Source organism: Pseudomonas sp. GCEP-101 (assembly GCF_025133575.1).
GTDB classification, from domain to species: Bacteria; Pseudomonadota; Gammaproteobacteria; order Pseudomonadales; family Pseudomonadaceae; genus Pseudomonas; species Pseudomonas nitroreducens_B.
Window position 1 is genome coordinate 3,618,157 of record NZ_CP104011.1, and the last position, 16,771, is coordinate 3,634,927.

A 16,771-nucleotide genomic window follows, 5' to 3' on the forward strand; every position below is an offset into this window, starting at 1 on the left:
GCGGGCATGGCCCGCTCCTACAGGGAGTCGTGTTCAGTCAGAGCGAGAAATCGCCCTCGGCGACGATCTCCGCCAGCGGGCGGCGGGTGTTGGGGATTTCGCGGGCCTGCAGGCTCTCGGAGAGGATCGCCTTGTCGCCCAGCTTGCCGATGGCAATCACCGCGTGGATTTCATGGTCCGCCGGGACCTTCAGCTCGGTGCGCGCCAGTTCGCGGTCGAAGCCGGCCATGCCGTGGGTGTGCCAGCCGGCCAGGCTCGCCTGCAGGGCGAGGAAGCCCCAGGCGGAACCGGTGTCGAAGCTGTGCCACAGGGCGGGCTTCTCTTCGCTGGAGCCGGGCGGGGCGAAGGTGGTCTTCGACAGCACGACGACCAGCGCCGACGCATGCTGCGCCCAGCTGCGGTTGAATTCGCCGAGCAGGTTCAGGTAACGCTGCCAGTTCGGCGTGTCGCGCAGGGCGAAGAGGAAGCGCCAGGGCTGCGAGTTGAACGAAGACGGCGCCCAGCGCGCGGCCTCGATGAAGCTCAGCAGGGTCTCCTGGGGAATGGCTTCGCCGTTGAAGGCGCGGGGCGACCAGCGATTGATGAACTGCGGGTCGATCGGGTGCTCGGAAACGCGAGGATTGGCGCTCATGGTGGCTCCTTGAAGGGGGGAATCTGCCGATGGTGCCGTGGTCGGCCGGGCATCGCGGTGGGATCGGGTGCAAGGCGGGTCGCGCGGCACTGTGGAAAAGGCAGGCGGACCGCACCCGTGGGCCGATCAAACTACCCAGCGCCGCTCGCTCTGGCAAGCGCGGCACGGTCAATGGTCGCCTGCGCTTGGCCTGGGCGCGCGGCGGGCTTAGACTTTGCGCCCCGTGAAATCGCCCCTGACGCAAAAATGGCCGCCAAAGTCGAACCCTTCTGGAAACGCAAGACCCTCGACCAGCTCGATCAGGACGAGTGGGAGTCGCTGTGCGACGGCTGCGGCCTGTGCTGCCTGCAGAAGCTGGAAGACGAGGACGACGGCACCGTCTACTACACGCGCATCGCCTGCAAGCTGCTGGACCTGAAGACCTGCCGCTGCACCGACTACGCCAACCGCCGCGCCAGCGTGCCCGACTGCATCCAGCTCACCCCGGCGCAGGCCGACGAGTTCCGCTGGCTGCCGCCGACCTGCGGCTACCGTCTGGTGTCCGAAGGCAAGGACCTGCCGCTGTGGCACCACCTGGTCTGCGGCGATCCGGACGCGGTGCACCACGAGCGGATTTCCCAGTCCGGACGCATGCTCGCCGAGGGCTCGGTGCCCGAGGACGACTGGGAAGAGCACCTGATCTTCCGCGCCGGCTGATCCTGCCGGCGGAATTCGTCAGTCGCGCAGCCAGTAGCAGGCCTCTTCGCCGGACAGTGGTTTCTCCGCGTCCGGCAGCGCCACGCGCTTTTCCCACAGCGGGAACCAGCGCTCGTCCTTCTCGTCATCGATGGTCGCCGGGCGCACCTGGGCGCGGAAGCGTCGCTCGCACGCGCCCCATTGCACGAAGTTGACCTGCGCCTCGATCAGGCTCACGGCGTTGGCGCCGCCGCGCGCGTCGGGGAAGCAGAGCTGCAGGTGGTCGTCTTCCCAGAAGCATATTTCACAGGTTTCGTACGACCCCGGAGGGTCGCCGAAGCTGAAGTAGCCGCAGCAGGGGCAGGTATAGAGCATCAGGCGTTGCCGTCGATGCCCAGTACCTTGAGCAGGAAGGCGTACTCCAGCGCCACGTCCTTCAGGCCCTGGTAGCGGCCGCTCATGCCGCCGTGGCCGGCGCCCAGGTCGGTCTTGAGCAGCAGCAGGTTGCTGTCGGTCTTGCTCACCCGCAGCTTGGCTACCCACTTGGCCGCTTCCCAGTACTGCACGCGGCTGTCGTTGTACCCGGCGACCACCAGCAGGGCGGGGTAGTCCTGGGCGCTGACGTTCTCGTAGGGCGCGTAGGCGCGGATGCGCTCGTAGACCTCCGGCTCCTGCGGGTTGCCCCACTCGTCGTACTCGGTGACGGTGAGCGGCAGGTCGGGGTTGAGCATGCTGTTGAGCACGTCGACGAAGGGCACCTCGGCGATGGCCGCGGCGAACAGCTGCGGGCGCTGGTTGAGTACCGCGCCGATCAGCAGGCCGCCGGCGCTGCCGCCGCTGATGGCCAACTGCGCCGGGGTGCTGTAGCCATGCTTGAGCAGGTGCTCGGCGCAGGCGATGAAGTCGCTGAAGGTGTTCTGCTTGTGCTCCAGCTTGCCGGCGCGGTACCAGGCTTCGCCCAGCTCGCCGCCGCCGCGCACGTGGGCGATGGCGAAGACGAAACCGCGCTCCAGCAGGCTCAGGCGGGCGTGGGAGAACCACGGGTCGAGGCTCTCGCCGTACGCGCCATAGCCGTAGAGATAGAGCGGCGCCGGCGTGCCGCGGGCGACGCCTTCGAGCACGTCGCGGCGGCCAACCAGGCTGATCGGCACCTGCACGCCATCGGCAGCGTCGGCCCAGAGGCGGCGGCTTTCGTAGGCGTCGGCGTCGAACGGGCCTTCCACCGGCGTCTGCTTGAGCACCTTCTGCTCACCGCTGGCAAGGTCCAGCTGGCGAATCTGCGCCGGTCGGTTGAGCGCCTCGTAGCGCAGGCGGATGACCGGGCTGTCGAACTCCAGGCTGTCCTGCACGTAGAGGTTGTAGGCAGCATCGGGCAAATCCACGCGGTGCGCCGGTTGGCCGTGCGGGTGCACCTCGACGATCGGCAGGCCGCCTTCGCGCAGGCTCAGGGTCAGGGCACTGGCGCTCAGGGTCAGGCCTTCGAGCATCACCTCGTCGCGGTGCGCCACCAGCTCGTGCCAGTGCTCGCGGGTCGGCTGCGCTTCGCTGGCGTGGTAGAGCGCGAAGTTGATGCCGGTCTGGTTGCTGCGGATCAGCCAGGCCCAGTCGCCGTTCAGACGGCCGTGGTCCGGGTAGTACTCATGGCCTTCCTCGCGCGACGCCAGGCAGACGAATTCGCCCTCGGGCGTATTGGCGTCCAGCACCCAGGCCTCGCTGGTGGTCTTGCTGTTGAGCAGCAGCACCAGTTGGTGCTCGGAGCTGGCGCGGTAGCAGTTGAGAAAGAAACGACCGTCCGGCTCCTCGAAGATCAGTTGGGCATCACTGTCGCCCAGGCAGTAGCGATACAGCTTGTGCGGGCGGTGGGTGTCGTCCAGCTCGCCGAAGAACAACGTGCGGTTGTCGTTGGCCCAGGTCAGGCTGCCGTCGCAGTCCTCGAAGGGCAGGGTGGTGACGCTGCCGTCAGCCAGCTCCTTCACATAGAGGGTGTAGATCTCGTCGCCGCTGGTATCCAGGCTGTAGGCCAGCTTCGAATGATCGGGGCTGATGCTGAAGGCGCCAACTGACAGAAAGCCGTCGCCCGCCAGTTCGTTCGGGTCCAGCAGCAGTTGTTCGGCGCTTGCCTCGACGGTCAGCGAGCCATCGGCCGGGCGCGGGCTGCGGTAGTGGCGCGGGTATTCGTCGCCGGCGGTGGTGCGCTGGTAGTAGAGCCAGGGGCCCCAGGGCGTGGGCAACGACAGGTCGGTCTCGCGGATACGCCCCTTGATCTCCTGGAAGAGCGTTTCGCGCAGCGCTGTCTGAGGAAGAAGCCGATCTTCCAGGTAGGCATTTTCTGCTTTCAGGTAGTCAAGGACGTCCTCTGAATCGCGGTTTTCCAGCCAGGCATACGGATCGGCGGCGGCTTCGCGGCGGGCGATGGGGGGCTGACGGTCGGTCATGGCGGCTCCTGGTGGCGGCATGGATGACGCCTGGCTGCGCACCCATGGGGAAAAGCAGCTATCATACGCACCCCTCTGTCGACACCGCACGTACGCACGCGCATGAACGAACACGATTACCTGTTTGCCTGGGGCGCCTATGTCGCCGCCGGCCTTGGCCTGACCCTGGTCTGGTTCCTGATGACCGGCTGGATGTGGCGCTGGCTGCGCGAGCCGCTGCGGGTGATCGTCATCGTCCTGCTGTTCACCCCGACCCCGGTGGACCCGGCGAACAACCTGTACGCCCCGGCCATCGCCATCACCGCGCTGGACGTGGTGTTCAAGGTGGGCAACAACGCCTGGCGCGCCGTTTCCGACCTGGCCCTGGTGCTGCTGGCGGCGTTCGGCCTGTACCTATTGTTCGTGGCGGTGCGCTGGCCGCTGGAGCGTTCGTTGAAGAAGCGCCGCCAGGACAAGGCAGCGGAAGACGAACCCACCCTGCGCCAGCTGATGCAGCCGGAGCTGGTGGAAGGCGTGGATGCCCACCCCAGCGAGCGGCGCGACAACCGCGCCCGGATCGAGCCGCGCCTCTGACGCCGGCCTTGCGTCCTGCTGCTCACGCGTCCAGCATGAACTGAACGGCCTCTCGAGGAGTTCCCATGGACTGCGTGTTCTGCGCCATCGCGGCCGGCCGCGTGCCGGCCCGTATCCTCTACGAAGACGATCATTTCATCGTGCTGCTGGACATCTACCCGCTGCGCCCCGCGCACCTGCTGCTGGTGGCACGCGAGCATGCGACCTTCCTGCACCAGCTTTCGCCGGACGCGCAACAGGGGCTGATCCCGCTGGCCGAACGCATGCAGCGCGTGCTGCGGCGTGCCGGCTACGGCCGGGTCGGCATCAACCTGCTGGTCAATGATGGCCCTGCGGCCAACCAGCACGTCGCCCATTTTCACCTGCACCTCATCCCCCGCGAGCTGAGCGACCTGCCCGCCTTGCTGCTGCGCGCGGTCACGCGGTTCCTGCCGCTGGGGCGCAAAAGGATGCACAATCGCCTGGATCGCGAGCTGCATCAGCTGCGCGAAGCACTGATGGAGGAGAACTGATTCATGTGCGAGTTGCTCGGCATGAGCGCCAACGTCCCGACGGACATCGTCTTCAGCTTCACCGGGCTGATGCAACGCGGCGGCGGCACCGGCCCGCACCGCGATGGCTGGGGCATCGCCTTCTATGAGGGGCGCGGCGTGCGGCTGTTCCAGGACCCCTCGGCGAGCGTCGACTCGGAAGTCGCGCGGCTCGTGCAGCGCTATCCGATCAAGAGCGAGGCGGTGATCGGCCACATTCGCCAGGCCAACGTCGGCAAGGTCTGCCTGTCCAACACGCACCCGTTCGTGCGCGAGATGGGCGGGCGCTACTGGACCTTCGCCCACAACGGCCAGCTCGCCGACTTCCACCCCGAGCCCGGCCTGTACCGCGCGGTGGGCGACACCGACAGCGAGGCGGCCTTCTGCGACCTGCTCAACCGCGTGCGCCGCGCCTTCCCCGAGCCGGTGCCGGTGGAAGTGCTGCTGCCAACGCTGGTCACCGCGTGCGCCTCCTACCGCGAGAAGGGCGTGTTCAACTGCCTGCTCAGCGATGGCGACTGGTTGTTCACCTTTTGCAGCACCAAGCTGGCCTGGATCACCCGCCGTGCGCCGTTCGGCCCGGCACGCTTGCGCGATGCCGATCTGACGGTGGACTTCCAGTCGGAAACCACGCCCAACGACGTGGTCACGGTGATCGCCACCGAGCCGCTGACCGACAATGAAAACTGGACCCTGATGCAAGGCGGCGAGTGGATGCTCTGGTGGCGGGGCGAGATCGTCACCCAGGGGCGTATCTGAGCGGGACGTGAAGCATGCCCGGTGCGCCGGGGCGGCAATCGGGAGAATGCCGGGGCGCCTTGCACATCATAAGAACGAAAGGGGGAAACAATGCTGCGCAGCTACGTACGCATGGTGCTGTTCGCACTGGGGTTGATGGTCGCGGTCCAGATTCCGGGCTTCATCAAGGACTACGCGCAACGCGTCGATGCCCACCGTATCGAGGCGACCCAGGCATTGCAGGGGTTCAAGGATACGTCCGGGCAATTCTTCAAGGGCGATCTGAATGCCCTGGTGGCGCATTACCGTGGCAGCGCCGACCCGGTGTTCCAGCGCGACGCCGACAACATCGAGCGGCTGATCCGCCGCGCCCAGTTGTTCGAGAATGAATGGCAGGCCCTGCAGGGCAACTGGTACCAGCGCGCCCTGCACATGGTGACCGCGCCGAACCACGAGCTGCTGCAGGAAACCTACGCCAACTACCGTTACCAGGTGGTGCTGGAGCCCGAGGCCATCGGCTGGGCGCTGGCCGGCGGCCTGCTGCTGACGTGGATCGCCGAAGTGCTGATGGCCTCGGTGGCCGCGCTGGTGGGGCTTGGGGATAACCGCCGGGCGTCGCGGCGGCATTGGAACTGATCGCTGAGGTTTCTGCAGGGTCACTGCACTGACACCCGCCAGCGTAGGAGCGGACTTTGTCCGCGATGACATCCGGCGCGATGGGGGCCAATCGCGGACGAAGTCCGCTCCTACGAGAGCATTTCGCCATTGCCGCGCCTCGGCGGCTCTTCGTAGGAGCGAGCTTGCTCGCGAAGCTCCGTCTGCCGGAGGAAGTGGCATCAGGCAAAGCGCCAGGGTTCGCGAGCAAGCTCGCTCCTACAGGCAGAGCCCGGAGTCCGTTGCCGCGCTTCGGCGGCTCTTCGTAGGAGCGAGCTTGCTCGCGAACCTCTGTCTGCCGGACGAAATGGTCTCAGGCGACGCGCCAGAATTCATGAGCCAGCTCACTCCTGCAGGTCATGCCCGGCCTGCTTCACCGCGCCAGCGCTTGCTCCGGCGACTCATGTCGGCGGTAGGGAAACACGTCGATCACCTTCCCCGCGCGAATCTGCTCCTGCAGGCTCTTCCAGTAATCGGCGTCGAACAGGTTGCCGTGCAGCTTGGCGAACTGCCGGCGCAGCTTCAGGTCGACGAACAGGAAGCGCGGGAATTCCTCGGGGAACACGTCCATCGGCCCCACCGAGTACCAGGGCTCGGATGACATCTCGTCTTCCTCGTAACGGGCCGGCGGGATGTGGCGGAAGTTCACCTCGGTGAGGTAGCTGATCTCGTCGTAGTCGTAGAACACCACGCGGCCATGGCGGGTGACGCCGAAATTCTTCAGCAGCATGTCGCCGGGGAAGATGTTCGCCGCCGCCAGTTGCTTGATCGCCAGGCCGTAGTCCTTCAGCGCCTCTTCCACCTGCGCGGGCGTGGCGTGTTCCAGGTAGATGTTCAGCGGGGTCATGCGGCGCTCGGTCCAGCAGTGGCGGATCAGCACCACGTCGCCCTCCAGCACCACGGTGGAGGGCGCGACCTCCAGCAGTTCGGCGAGGCAGTCCGGGTCGAACTTGCGCACCGGGAAGCGGAAGTCGGCGAATTGCTGGGTGTCGGCCAGGCGCCCGACGCGGTCGTGGTTCTTCACCAGCTGGTACTTCTGGATCACCGTGGCGTGGTCCACGGTCTTGGCCGGGTTGAAGTTGTCCTTGATGATCTTGAACACCGTGTTGAAGCCCGGCAGGGTGAACACGCTCATCACCATGCCGCGCACGCCGGGGGCCATGACGAAGCGGTCGTCGGTGGTGGCCAGGTGGTTGATCAGCGCGCGGTAGAACTCGCTCTTGCCCTGCTTGTAGAAGCCGATGGAGGTGTACAGCTCGGCGATGTGCTTGCCCGGCAGCAGGCGCTTGAGGAAGGCGACCATCTCCGCCGGCACCGGCGCGTCGACCATGAAGTAGGAGCGGGTGAAGGAGAAGATGATCGAAACTTCCGCCTCGTCGGTGATCACCGTGTCGAACTGGATGCCGCGCCCCTCGTGGTGGACCAGCGGGAACACCAGCGGCCACTGCTCGTCCGGGGTGAACAGGCGGCCCACGACATAGGCGCCCTTGTTGCGGTAGAACACCGAGCCGATCAGCTCGATGGTCAGGGTCGGATCCTTGCACACCCAGTCCGGCAGGTTGGCGTGCAGCAGGCTGTCCATGCGCTGCAGGTCGCGCTCGCGGTCGTCATAGTCCACGGCGAAGCGGTAGTCGTCGAAGATGCTCTCCAGCGCCTGGCGCAGCTGGCCGCCGGGGCGGTAGATGCGTGTGTGCGGGTCGCGCGAGTGGGCGCGCAGCGAGGGCCGGGTGGTGTGCACGAACATCGTGCCGTCGCTGATGTTGTCGTGGCTGAACAGGCCGCAGAAGATCGAGTTGAACCAGGTCTCGGCCAGTTCGTCGTCCAGCCGCGGGTCGATGAGGGTGATGTAGGCGCTCTTGACGATGGGCCAGCGCTCGACGTCCACCAGGTCGATGCCGGCCATGGTGCGGGTGAGGCGGCCGACGGTCTCGGCGACCATTTCCTCGTACAGCTCGATGCGCTCGGCAGAGGCGCGCTGGGCCTCCTGCCACTGTGCCTGCTCGAAACGCGCGGGCGCTCCGGCGGTGATCTGGTGGAACTTCGCACGATAGTCGTCGAAGCCTTCGAGGATCAGGGTCGCGATCTCGGTCGCCGGCCAGTGCTGAGCCATGGGAGCGCCTCTGCTGGGTTCTTGTGCAGCGAGCTTAGCCACGGGGGGCGGTGAGGGAAAGGGTGGATTCGCCAGGTTCTGGTGCAACTTTCCGGCAAGTTTCGCGCGTATGCTGGTCAGCCTTTCTCCTGGAAAACCCCGGCAAGGAGCCGCCGCGTAATGGACGACATCCGCATCGAACGCTGCACCGAGCAGCACATCCCAGGCCTTGCGGTCCTCTACAACGACCCGGCCGTGGCCCGCCAGGTGCTGCAGATGCCGTACCAGGCCCCGGAGCTGTGGCGCAAGCGACTGGTGCTGGACGACGAGCGCCGGGTGACGCTGATGGCGATGCACCAGGACCAGGTGATCGGCAGTGCCAGCCTGGAGCAGTTTCCCCGTGTGCGCCGCAGCCACTGCGGCAGCATCGGCATGGGCGTGGCGGTGGCCTGGCAGGGGCGCGGGCTGGGCACGCGGCTGCTGGCCGAGCTGATGGAGGTGGCCGACAACTGGATGGGCCTGCGCCGCGTCGAGCTGACCGTCTACACCGACAACGCGCCGGCGATTGCGCTGTACCGCAAGTTCGGCTTCGAGGTCGAAGGCACGCTGCGCGAATTCGCCCTGCGCGATGGTGTGTACGCCGACGTGCTGAGCATGGCGCGGCTGCGCCGCGCCTGAGAGTGGACTTTGAAAGTCAGCTGTGGATGGATGGTCTTCACCACTGGCGTAGGCTGGTGGTCTGCCCGCTCTGGAGTCTTCCGCGATGAACATCGCTGCCTTGTTCAACCTGCTCGCCCTGGCCGCCATCTGGGGCGCCAGCTTCCTCTTCATGCGCCAGTTGGTGCCGGCTATCGGCGTGATGCCGACGGCGTTCTTCCGGGTCTTCCTGTCGGCCATCGGCCTGGTGGTCATCCTGTTGGCGATGCGTACCCGCTGGGACTTTCGCGGCAAGCTGTGGCGCATCCTGCTCATCGGCGTGATCAGTTCGGGCGTCCCGGTGCTGATGTACAGCCTGGCGGCGCAGACGCTGCCGGCCGGTTACTCGGCGATCTTCAACGCCACCACGCCGCTGATGGGCGTGCTGATCGGCTCGCTGTTCTTCGGCGAGGCGCTCACCGGCGCCAAGGCCGGCGGCGTGCTGCTGGGGCTGGCCGGTGTGGCGGTGCTCACCCGCGCCGGCCCCGTGCCGTTTGACGCTGGGCTGCTCTGGGGCGCTGCCGCGTGCCTGGTGGCAACCACCTGCTATGGCTTCGCCGGCTTCATCACCAAGCGCTGGATCAACGACCAGGGCGGGCTGGATTTCGCCGTCTCGGCCCTGGGCAGCCAGACCGGCGCGACCCTGTGCCTGCTGCCGTTCTTCCTCGGCACCAGCCTGGACATGCCGCTGGCGCCGCTGGCCGAGCCGAAGATCCTGCTGGCGCTGGCGGGGTTGGGCTTGCTCTGCACCTCGTTCGCCTACGTCCTGTACTTCCGCCTGCTGGCCAGCATCGGCCCGCTGAAGACCATGACGGTGACCTTCCTGATCCCGCCGTTCGGCGTGTTCTGGGGCGTGCTGCTGCTGGACGAGTCGCTGTCCTGGGCGCACCTGCAGGGCGGCGTGCTGATCGCCCTGGCGCTGTGGCTGGTGCTGTGCCCGGCGCCGTTGCCGAAGGTGGAGGCGGCGGGGTGAGGCTCAACAGGCGTTCTCTGATAGCGCTTACCTAAGGGGCGCCCTCTCCCCAGCCCTCTCCCTGAAGGGAGAGGGAGCCGTCCTCGGCGAGATTCGAGATCTGTGTTCTCCCGGTGAGAACAAGGAGCTTCGAAACTTCCAGGCTGTGCCGGACAGTCCCCTCTCCCTTCAGGGAGAGGGTTAGGGAGAGGGCAGGCCCCCCTCAGGGCTATCAGTTATCCACAACCCGCACCGCCCCGGTATTGCGCACCGGAGCCGCCTGGCGAAACACCAGCATCAACCCCACCACGATCAGCCCCATGCCCAGCAGGCCGAGGGCGGACAGGCGATTGCCGAACACCGCGTAATCCATCAGCGCCGTGACCGCCGGCACCAGGTAGAACAAGCTGGTGACATTGACCAGGTTGCCCGCTGCGATCATCCGATAGAGCAGCACGGTGGCCAGCACCGAGACCATCAGCCCCATCCATAGCGCGCTGAGGATGAACGCCGCATTCCACTCCACGTGCAGCGGCTGGAACGGCGCGACGCCGAGGCACAACAGGAGCCCGGCGATGTACTGCAGGGGCAGGGTGCCCAAGGGGTTCTCACGGATGTTCTTCTGCAGGATCGAGCCGCCGGTGATCGACAGCAGGGCGAGCAGGCTGCACGCCAACCCGGCGAAGCTCAGCCCGGCCAGTCCGATGCTCTGGTAGACCACCATCACCAGCCCGATCAGCCCCAGCGCGAGACCGCCCAGCCGCGCTGGCGAATGCCGGCGTTCGAGCAGGAAGCTGGTCAGCATCGGCTGCACGCCCAGCACCGTGGCGATGACGCCGGGCGTAACGTGCAGGTCCAGCGCCATCAGGTAGAAGATCGGGTAGATGCCCAGCATGACCAGGCCGGTGAGCACGGCCTGGCGCACCGGCTTGCGTCCGCGCGGCCAGCGCAGGCCGAGCAGCGGCGAGAGGATCAGCAACGCCACCAGGGCAGCGCCGAAGCGGGCGATGAGGAAGGCCATCGGCGAGGCCTGGGCCAGGCCCCATTTGCTGATGATGGCGGCGCTGCTCCACAGCAGCACGAACAGGGAGGTGCTGGCCAGGCCGGCCAGGGACGAGCGGTTGAGCGAAATCATGGCATTGCACCTGTCGTCAGGCAGATCACGACCGGCCGTCGATGGCCGGCCACAGGCCGGGAGCCGCGTCCGTTGGCGCGCAGGACCGGGCGGTGGAAAACGCGTGGGGCGTCAGCGACTCACGCCGGGTGGCGGAGGCGGCGCAACAGCGACGACAGGAGGAGGGCAGGTGCTGCCCATACCCGCGCCGCGGGCCGGGGAGGCTGCAGCGGTGTTTGCCGGATCGGGCAATGGGTATCGGGACATGGCGGGCAGACCTGTGCAGTGGCGCAGCCAGCGTGCTGCGTAGGCTGACTATAACGGTGCGGCGGGCCCGCCGCGAGCGGTGTGCGAGTCGCGCGGCAATTCGCGACTTCTGCGACAGAAACGATCGCGCAGGCAGAATGCTCCAGCGCTGACGCTTTTCGTAGGAGCGAGCTTGCTCGCGAACCGATTTTCGTCGCGGGCTTCGTTCGCGAGCCAGCTCGCTCCTGCAGGGCGGTCCCGCGAAATCCGGCCCGGTGCCATCGACAGAAACGACAACGCGCGGCCAGGGCCGCGCGTTGTCAGGCAAGGGTGACGCTTACTTGCCGGTCTTGATGGTGTTCCAGGTGCGGGTGCGCACGCGGTCGATCTTCATCGGCATGGATTCGAGGGCGAACAGCTTGGCCATCTTGTCCTGCGGCGGGTAGATCGCCGGGTCAGCCTTGATCGCCTTGTCCACCAGCGGGTCGGCGGCCAGGTTGCCGTTGGCGTAGTGCACGTAGTTGCTCACGCCGGCCATCACGTCCGGGCGCAGCAGGTAGTTCATGAAGGCGTAGGCGGCCTTCTCGTCCGGTGCGTCGTTGGGCATGGCGACCATGTCGAACCACAGAGGCGAGCCTTCCTTCGGGGTGGAGTACTGGATTTCCACACCGTTCTTGGCTTCCTTGGCGCGGGTGGCGGCCTGCAGGATGTCGCCGGAGAAGCCGACGGCTACGCAGATCTCGCCGTTGGCCAGATCGCTGACGTACTTGGAGGAGTGGAAGTAGCGGATGTACGGACGCACCTTGAGCAGCGCTTCCTCGGCCTTCTTGTAGTCATCCAGCTTCTGGCTGTGATGCGGCAGGCCCAGGTAGTTCAAGGTGATCGGCAGCAGCTCCGGGCCGTTGTCCAGCACCGCCACGCCGCACTTGGCCAGCTTCTCCATGTTCTCGGGCTTGAAGAAGAGGTCCCAGGAGTCGATCGGCGCGTTGTCGCCCAGCACTTCCTTGACCTTCGCCGGGTTGTAGCCGATGCCGGTGGTGCCCCACAGGTAGGGGAAGCCGTGCTCGTTGCCCGGATCGTTCACTTCCAGCGCCTTCATCAGCACCGGGTTGAGGTTCTTCCAGTTCGGCAGCTGGCTCTTGTCCAGCTTCTTCAGCGCGCCGGCCTGGATCTGCTTGGCCATGAAGTGGTTCGACGGCACCACGATGTCGTAACCGGATTTGCCGGTCATCAGCTTGCCATCGAGGGTCTCGTTGCTGTCATAGACGTCGTAGGTCGCCTGGATGCCGGTTTCCTTGGTGAAGGTCGGCACGGTGTCCGGGGCGATGTAGTCGGACCAGTTGTAGATCTTCACGCTGTCGGCCTGGGCGGCGCCGGCGGCCATCGTGAGCGAGAGTGCAAGGGTGGAGAGCAACGGGGCGGAAATTTTCATTCTTGTGTTCCTGACAACGGTGCGGAATGCCCAGGCCATCTGCGAAAGATGAGCGACGCTGCGTCGCGGGCTGGGCAAGAATTAACCATTTTGTCGGAACATGGCGAGGGGCCATGGCTGCCTGCGGGTCCGCAGACAGCGCACGTGACCGCAATCGCACCGATTCGGAACGGCAGGTGGGAATCCGCCCCGCAAAGGGGCGGAATAGAGCTTACTGGACCAGTTCCTGATCCTCGAACAGGCCGTCGAAGAGCATGGTGGAGAGGTAGCGCTCGCCCGAATCCGGCAGCACCACGACGATGGTCTTGCCCTGCATGGTCGGCTCTTCGGCGAGCTTCACCGCGGCGGCCATGGCGGCGCCGCTGGAGATGCCGCAGAGGATGCCTTCCTCCTGCATCAGGCGCAGGGCCATGTTCTTGGCGTCCTCGTCGGCGATGGTGGCGACGCGGTCGACCAGCGACAGGTCGAGGTTCTTCGGCACGAAGCCGGCGCCGATGCCCTGGATCTTGTGCGGGCTGGGCTTGACCTCTTCGCCGGCCAGGGTCTGGCTGATCACCGGCGAGCCGACCGGCTCCACGGCCACCGACAGGATCGGCTTGCCCTTGGTGTTCTTGATGAAGCGCGACACCCCGGTGATGGTGCCGCCGGTGCCAACGCCCGCCACCAGCACGTCCACCGCGCCATCGGTGTCGTTCCAGATTTCCGGGCCGGTGGTCTTCTCGTGGATCGCCGGGTTGGCCGGGTTGTCGAACTGCGCCGGCATGAAGTACTTCGCCGGGTCGCTGGCGAGGATTTCCTCGGCCTTGGCGATGGCGCCCTTCATGCCCTTGGCCGGCTCGGTGAGCACCAGTTCGGCGCCCAGGGCCTTGAGCACCTTGCGCCGCTCCAGGCTCATGGAGGAGGGCATGGTGAGGATCAGCTTGTAGCCGCGGGCGGCGGCGACGAAAGCCAGGCCGATGCCTGTATTGCCCGAGGTCGGCTCGACCAGGGTCATGCCCGGTTTCAGGCGGCCGTTGGACTCGGCATCCCAGATCATGTTGGCGCCGATCCGGCACTTCACCGAGTAGCCCGGGTTGCGCCCTTCGATCTTGGCCAGGATGGTGACGCCGCGCGGGGCGATGCGGTTGATCTGTACCAGCGGCGTGTTGCCGATGGACTGCGCGTTGTCTGCGTAAATGCGGCTCATGATGAGAGTCCTTGTCGCTCGAAGGTGATCCGAAAGCCTATGCCCAGCCCGTCCTCCAGTCCAGACGCAGAACCGGCGCAAAGATGGGCGCGGCCTCGCAGGCGCCGGGCTTCACTGGAAACTGCAAAGCGCCGCCGGATATCGCGCGTGGCTGGGCCGGGCGTGACCGGGCATTCAGTGACTGAATGCCCGTCCTGCGTTCACAGTCGAGCGCCATGCGCGTTATAGTCGCAGTCTCCCACACGCACATTTCCGCCCGGGCCTACCCCCCGGCCGCTACCGTTCGAGGATTCACCGATGAAGTTCGAAGGCACCCAGTCCTACGTCGCCACCGACGACCTCAAGCTGGCGGTCAACGCCGCCATCACCCTGCAGCGGCCGTTGCTGGTGAAAGGCGAGCCGGGCACCGGCAAGACCATGCTGGCCGAGCAGCTGGCGGAGTCCTTCGGCGCCAAGCTGATCACCTGGCACATCAAGTCCACCACCAAGGCCCACCAGGGCCTCTACGAGTACGACGCGGTCAGCCGCCTGCGGGACTCGCAGTTGGGCGTGGACAAGGTCCACGACGTGCGCAACTACATCAAGAAGGGCAAGCTCTGGGAGGCCTTCGAGGCCGAGGAGCGCGTGATCCTGCTGATCGACGAGATCGACAAGGCCGACATCGAGTTCCCCAACGACCTGTTGCAGGAACTCGACAAGATGGAGTTCTTCGTTTACGAGACCAACGAGACCATCAAGGCCAAGCAGCGCCCGATCATCATCATCACCTCCAACAACGAGAAGGAGCTGCCGGACGCCTTCCTGCGCCGCTGCTTCTTCCACTACATCGCCTTCCCCGACCGCGAGACCCTGCAGAAGATCGTCGACGTGCACTACCCCAAGATCAGCGGCACGCTGGTCAGCGAGGCGCTGGACATCTTCTTCGACGTGCGCAAGGTGCCGGGTCTGAAGAAGAAGCCTTCCACCTCCGAGCTGGTGGACTGGCTGAAGCTGCTGATGGCCGACAACATCGGCGAAGCCGTGCTGCGCGAGCGCGACCCCACCAAGGCCATCCCGCCGCTGGCCGGTGCGCTGGTTAAGAACGAGCAGGACGTGCAACTGCTCGAACGCCTGGCGTTCATGAGCCGCCGCGCCAGCCGCTGATTCGCAGCTACGGATGGACCTATTCAGGATTGCGCGTAAGCGCCAGAAGAGCGTTCAGGATCAAAACGCTCTTCTGCGGGAATCCATTCGCAAGTGCGCCGCGTATTTCCGCGAGGCGCCCGGACATATTCCGCCGGTGCTGATCGACGTGGCGCGTGAGAGAAATGTCGACTGGTCCAAGGCTATCCTTCTGAACCTCGGTGTTTGTGAGCCGGGCTGTTCGTCTCTGATGGGGCTGTTGCTTGATCAGTCCGGACGCTTTATCGAGTTTGAGCTGGATGCGACGGATGATTTGAGCTCCCTGGTGGAGCTGTACGTCTGGAAGGACGTTTCGGCAGAGCAGAATTGCTCCCAACACAATCGCGGTATTGGCGTGGGCTATGGAGCCTTGGCGCTTGCGGTGCAAGCCGATCTGAATCGGCCTCAGGGCCTGCTGCCTGTCAGCGAAGAGTGAGAATCTGATCATGCTGCTCAACCTGTTCAACGAAATGCGCGCGGCCAAGGTGCCGGTGTCGGTGCGCGAGCTGCTCGACCTGATCGATGCGCTCAAGCACCGCGTCGTGTTCGCCGACATGGACGAGTTCTACTACCTCGCCCGCACCATCATGGTGAAGGACGAGCGCCATTTCGATAAGTTCGACCGGGCCTTCGGCGCCTACTTCAAGGGCCTGGAAAAGCTCGACGACCACCTCAAGGCGCTGATCCCCGAAGAGTGGCTGCGCAAGGAATTCGAGCGCCTGCTGACCGACGAGGAGCGCGCGCAGATTCAGTCCCTGGGCGGCCTGGACAAGCTCATCGAGGAGTTCAAGAAACGCCTGGAAGAGCAGAAGGAACGCCACGCCGGCGGCAACAAGTGGATCGGCACCGGCGGCACCAGCCCGTTCGGTTCCGGCGGCTTCAACCCCGAGGGCATCCGCGTCGGCGATGCCGGCAAGCGCCAGGGCAAGGCCGCCAAGGTGTGGGACCAGCGCGAGTACAAGAACCTCGACGACCAGGTCGAGCTGGGCACGCGCAACATCAAGATCGCCCTGCGCCGCCTGCGCAAGTTCGCCCGCGAAGGCGCGGCGGAAGAGCTGGACATCGACGGCACCATCGACCACACCGCCAAGGATGCCGGCCTGCTCAACATCCAGATGCGCCCCGAACGCCGCAACACCGTGAAGCTCCTGCTGCTGCTGGATATCGGCGGCTCCATGGACGCCCACGTGAAGGTCTGCGAGGAACTGTTCTCGGCCTGCAAGACCGAGTTCAAGCACCTGGAGTACTTCTACTTCCACAACTTCATCTACGAGTCGGTGTGGAAGAACAACCTGCGCCGCTCCAGCGAGCGCACCGCCACCTTCGACCTGCTGCACAAGTATGGGCCGGACTACAAGGTGGTGTTCGTTGGCGACGCCGCCATGGCGCCCTACGAGATCACCCAGGCCGGCGGCAGCGTCGAGCACTGGAACGAGGAAGCCGGCTACGTGTGGATGCAGCGCTTCATGGAGAAGTACAAGAAGCTCATCTGGATCAACCCGTACCCGAAGGACACCTGGAACTACACCGCCTCCACGGGCCTCGTGCGCGAGCTGGTGAAGGAGCAGATGTACCCGCTGACCTTGAGCGGCCTGGAAGAAGGCATGCGCTTCCTCTCTCGCGGTTGACCGCTTGCGGGCCCCAGGACGGTGCATCTGC

The 16,771-nt window shown here is 65.8% G+C and carries 17 protein-coding genes; 10 read left to right on the forward strand and 7 right to left on the reverse strand.

The features are described 5' to 3' along the window. Window positions 1-37 precede the first annotated feature (37 nt). Window positions 38-631, reverse strand: coding sequence for a nitroreductase family protein (locus tag N0B71_RS16665; protein WP_259753733.1), 594 nt, complete (start codon window positions 629-631; stop codon window positions 38-40). 246 nt (window positions 632-877) lie between these two features. Between N0B71_RS16665 and N0B71_RS16670 the strand changes: the two genes are divergently transcribed. Then, complete coding sequence (locus N0B71_RS16670) at window positions 878-1,327, forward strand: YcgN family cysteine cluster protein (RefSeq protein WP_259753735.1); 450 nt, start codon at window positions 878-880, stop codon at window positions 1,325-1,327. Window positions 1,328-1,345: 18 nt separating this feature from the next. Here the strand turns inward: N0B71_RS16670 and N0B71_RS16675 are convergent, their stop codons facing one another. Next, on the reverse strand, window positions 1,346-1,681 hold the full coding sequence (locus N0B71_RS16675; protein WP_259753737.1) for a CPCC family cysteine-rich protein: 336 nt from the start codon (window positions 1,679-1,681) through the stop codon (window positions 1,346-1,348). After that, window positions 1,681-3,741: a S9 family peptidase gene (locus N0B71_RS16680; RefSeq protein WP_259753739.1), complete on the reverse strand. Its 2,061-nt coding sequence runs from the start codon at window positions 3,739-3,741 to the stop codon at window positions 1,681-1,683. Before N0B71_RS16680 ends, N0B71_RS16675 begins: the two co-directional genes overlap by 1 nt. Before the next feature lie 102 nt (window positions 3,742-3,843). Between N0B71_RS16680 and N0B71_RS16685 the strand changes: the two genes are divergently transcribed. The 4 genes from N0B71_RS16685 to N0B71_RS16700 all read left to right on the forward strand — a co-directional run bounded on the left by N0B71_RS16685 (window position 3,844) and on the right by N0B71_RS16700 (window position 6,218). Beyond that, window positions 3,844-4,314, forward strand: coding sequence for an MFS transporter (locus N0B71_RS16685; protein WP_259753741.1), 471 nt, complete (start codon window positions 3,844-3,846; stop codon window positions 4,312-4,314). Between the two features lie 65 nt (window positions 4,315-4,379). Beyond that, window positions 4,380-4,826, forward strand: a complete 447-nt coding sequence (locus N0B71_RS16690; protein WP_259753742.1) for an HIT family protein — start codon at window positions 4,380-4,382, stop codon at window positions 4,824-4,826. A gap of 3 nt (window positions 4,827-4,829) precedes the next feature. Further along, window positions 4,830-5,603, forward strand: coding sequence for a class II glutamine amidotransferase (locus N0B71_RS16695; protein WP_259753744.1), 774 nt, complete (start codon window positions 4,830-4,832; stop codon window positions 5,601-5,603). Between the two features lie 90 nt (window positions 5,604-5,693). After that, window positions 5,694-6,218, forward strand: coding sequence for a DUF2937 family protein (locus tag N0B71_RS16700; RefSeq protein WP_259753746.1), 525 nt, complete (start codon window positions 5,694-5,696; stop codon window positions 6,216-6,218). Between the two features lie 391 nt (window positions 6,219-6,609). Here the strand turns inward: N0B71_RS16700 and aceK are convergent, their stop codons facing one another. Then, entirely contained in the window at window positions 6,610-8,346 is a 1,737-nt protein-coding gene (aceK, locus tag N0B71_RS16705) for a bifunctional isocitrate dehydrogenase kinase/phosphatase (protein ID WP_259753748.1), read from the reverse strand. A 159-nt stretch (window positions 8,347-8,505) separates the two neighbouring features. On the opposite strand from aceK, the gene N0B71_RS16710 reads away from it, so the two are divergent. After that, window positions 8,506-9,003 carry a GNAT family N-acetyltransferase gene (locus N0B71_RS16710; RefSeq protein WP_259753750.1) on the forward strand — a complete coding sequence of 166 codons (498 nt, stop codon included), beginning with the start codon at window positions 8,506-8,508 and terminating at the stop codon, window positions 9,001-9,003. 85 nt (window positions 9,004-9,088) lie between these two features. Further along, a complete protein-coding gene (locus N0B71_RS16715) occupies window positions 9,089-9,994 on the forward strand; it encodes a DMT family transporter (RefSeq protein ID WP_259753751.1) in 906 nt (301 codons plus the stop codon). Between the two features lie 211 nt (window positions 9,995-10,205). On the opposite strand, the gene N0B71_RS16720 is transcribed toward N0B71_RS16715, so the two are convergent. The 3 genes from N0B71_RS16720 to cysK form a co-directional block, all read right to left on the reverse strand. Next, complete coding sequence (locus N0B71_RS16720; protein WP_259753753.1) at window positions 10,206-11,108, reverse strand: DMT family transporter; 903 nt, start codon at window positions 11,106-11,108, stop codon at window positions 10,206-10,208. Between the two features lie 562 nt (window positions 11,109-11,670). Beyond that, window positions 11,671-12,717, reverse strand: coding sequence for a polyamine ABC transporter substrate-binding protein (locus N0B71_RS16725; protein ID WP_259759593.1), 1,047 nt, complete (start codon window positions 12,715-12,717; stop codon window positions 11,671-11,673). Between the two features lie 259 nt (window positions 12,718-12,976). Further along, on the reverse strand, window positions 12,977-13,951 hold the full coding sequence (gene cysK / locus N0B71_RS16730; protein ID WP_259753754.1) for a cysteine synthase A: 975 nt from the start codon (window positions 13,949-13,951) through the stop codon (window positions 12,977-12,979). Between the two features lie 297 nt (window positions 13,952-14,248). On the opposite strand from cysK, the gene N0B71_RS16735 reads away from it, so the two are divergent. Genes N0B71_RS16735 through N0B71_RS16745 form a run of 3 tightly spaced genes read left to right on the forward strand, consistent with a single transcriptional unit; the run spans window position 14,249 to window position 16,740 of the window. Continuing rightward, window positions 14,249-15,094 carry an AAA family ATPase gene (locus N0B71_RS16735; RefSeq protein WP_015476360.1) on the forward strand — a complete coding sequence of 282 codons (846 nt, stop codon included), beginning with the start codon at window positions 14,249-14,251 and terminating at the stop codon, window positions 15,092-15,094. A gap of 13 nt (window positions 15,095-15,107) precedes the next feature. Then, entirely contained in the window at window positions 15,108-15,548 is a 441-nt protein-coding gene (locus N0B71_RS16740) for a hypothetical protein (protein WP_259753757.1), read from the forward strand. A 10-nt stretch (window positions 15,549-15,558) separates the two neighbouring features. Next, window positions 15,559-16,740 carry a vWA domain-containing protein gene (locus N0B71_RS16745; protein WP_017518512.1) on the forward strand — a complete coding sequence of 394 codons (1,182 nt, stop codon included), beginning with the start codon at window positions 15,559-15,561 and terminating at the stop codon, window positions 16,738-16,740. Window positions 16,741-16,771: the final 31 nt, after the last annotated feature.

Coding starts and splice junctions, on each gene's coding strand:
- N0B71_RS16685 (WP_259753741.1), top strand. CDS start 3,844: ATGAACGAACACGATTACCTGTTTGCCTGGGGCGCCTATGTCGCCGCC.
- N0B71_RS16725 (WP_259759593.1), bottom strand. CDS start 12,717: ATGGCCGCCGGCGCCGCCCAGGCCGACAGCGTGAAGATCTACAACTGG.
- N0B71_RS16665 (WP_259753733.1), bottom strand. CDS start 631: ATGAGCGCCAATCCTCGCGTTTCCGAGCACCCGATCGACCCGCAGTTC.
- N0B71_RS16715 (WP_259753751.1), top strand. CDS start 9,089: ATGAACATCGCTGCCTTGTTCAACCTGCTCGCCCTGGCCGCCATCTGG.
- N0B71_RS16695 (WP_259753744.1), top strand. CDS start 4,830: ATGTGCGAGTTGCTCGGCATGAGCGCCAACGTCCCGACGGACATCGTC.
- cysK (WP_259753754.1), bottom strand. CDS start 13,951: ATGAGCCGCATTTACGCAGACAACGCGCAGTCCATCGGCAACACGCCG.
- N0B71_RS16735 (WP_015476360.1), top strand. CDS start 14,249: ATGAAGTTCGAAGGCACCCAGTCCTACGTCGCCACCGACGACCTCAAG.
- N0B71_RS16680 (WP_259753739.1), bottom strand. CDS start 3,741: ATGACCGACCGTCAGCCCCCCATCGCCCGCCGCGAAGCCGCCGCCGAT.
- aceK (WP_259753748.1), bottom strand. CDS start 8,346: ATGGCTCAGCACTGGCCGGCGACCGAGATCGCGACCCTGATCCTCGAA.
- N0B71_RS16710 (WP_259753750.1), top strand. CDS start 8,506: ATGGACGACATCCGCATCGAACGCTGCACCGAGCAGCACATCCCAGGC.
- N0B71_RS16720 (WP_259753753.1), bottom strand. CDS start 11,108: ATGATTTCGCTCAACCGCTCGTCCCTGGCCGGCCTGGCCAGCACCTCC.
- N0B71_RS16740 (WP_259753757.1), top strand. CDS start 15,108: ATGGACCTATTCAGGATTGCGCGTAAGCGCCAGAAGAGCGTTCAGGAT.
- N0B71_RS16745 (WP_017518512.1), top strand. CDS start 15,559: ATGCTGCTCAACCTGTTCAACGAAATGCGCGCGGCCAAGGTGCCGGTG.
- N0B71_RS16700 (WP_259753746.1), top strand. CDS start 5,694: ATGCTGCGCAGCTACGTACGCATGGTGCTGTTCGCACTGGGGTTGATG.
- N0B71_RS16675 (WP_259753737.1), bottom strand. CDS start 1,681: ATGCTCTATACCTGCCCCTGCTGCGGCTACTTCAGCTTCGGCGACCCT.
- N0B71_RS16690 (WP_259753742.1), top strand. CDS start 4,380: ATGGACTGCGTGTTCTGCGCCATCGCGGCCGGCCGCGTGCCGGCCCGT.
- N0B71_RS16670 (WP_259753735.1), top strand. CDS start 878: ATGGCCGCCAAAGTCGAACCCTTCTGGAAACGCAAGACCCTCGACCAG.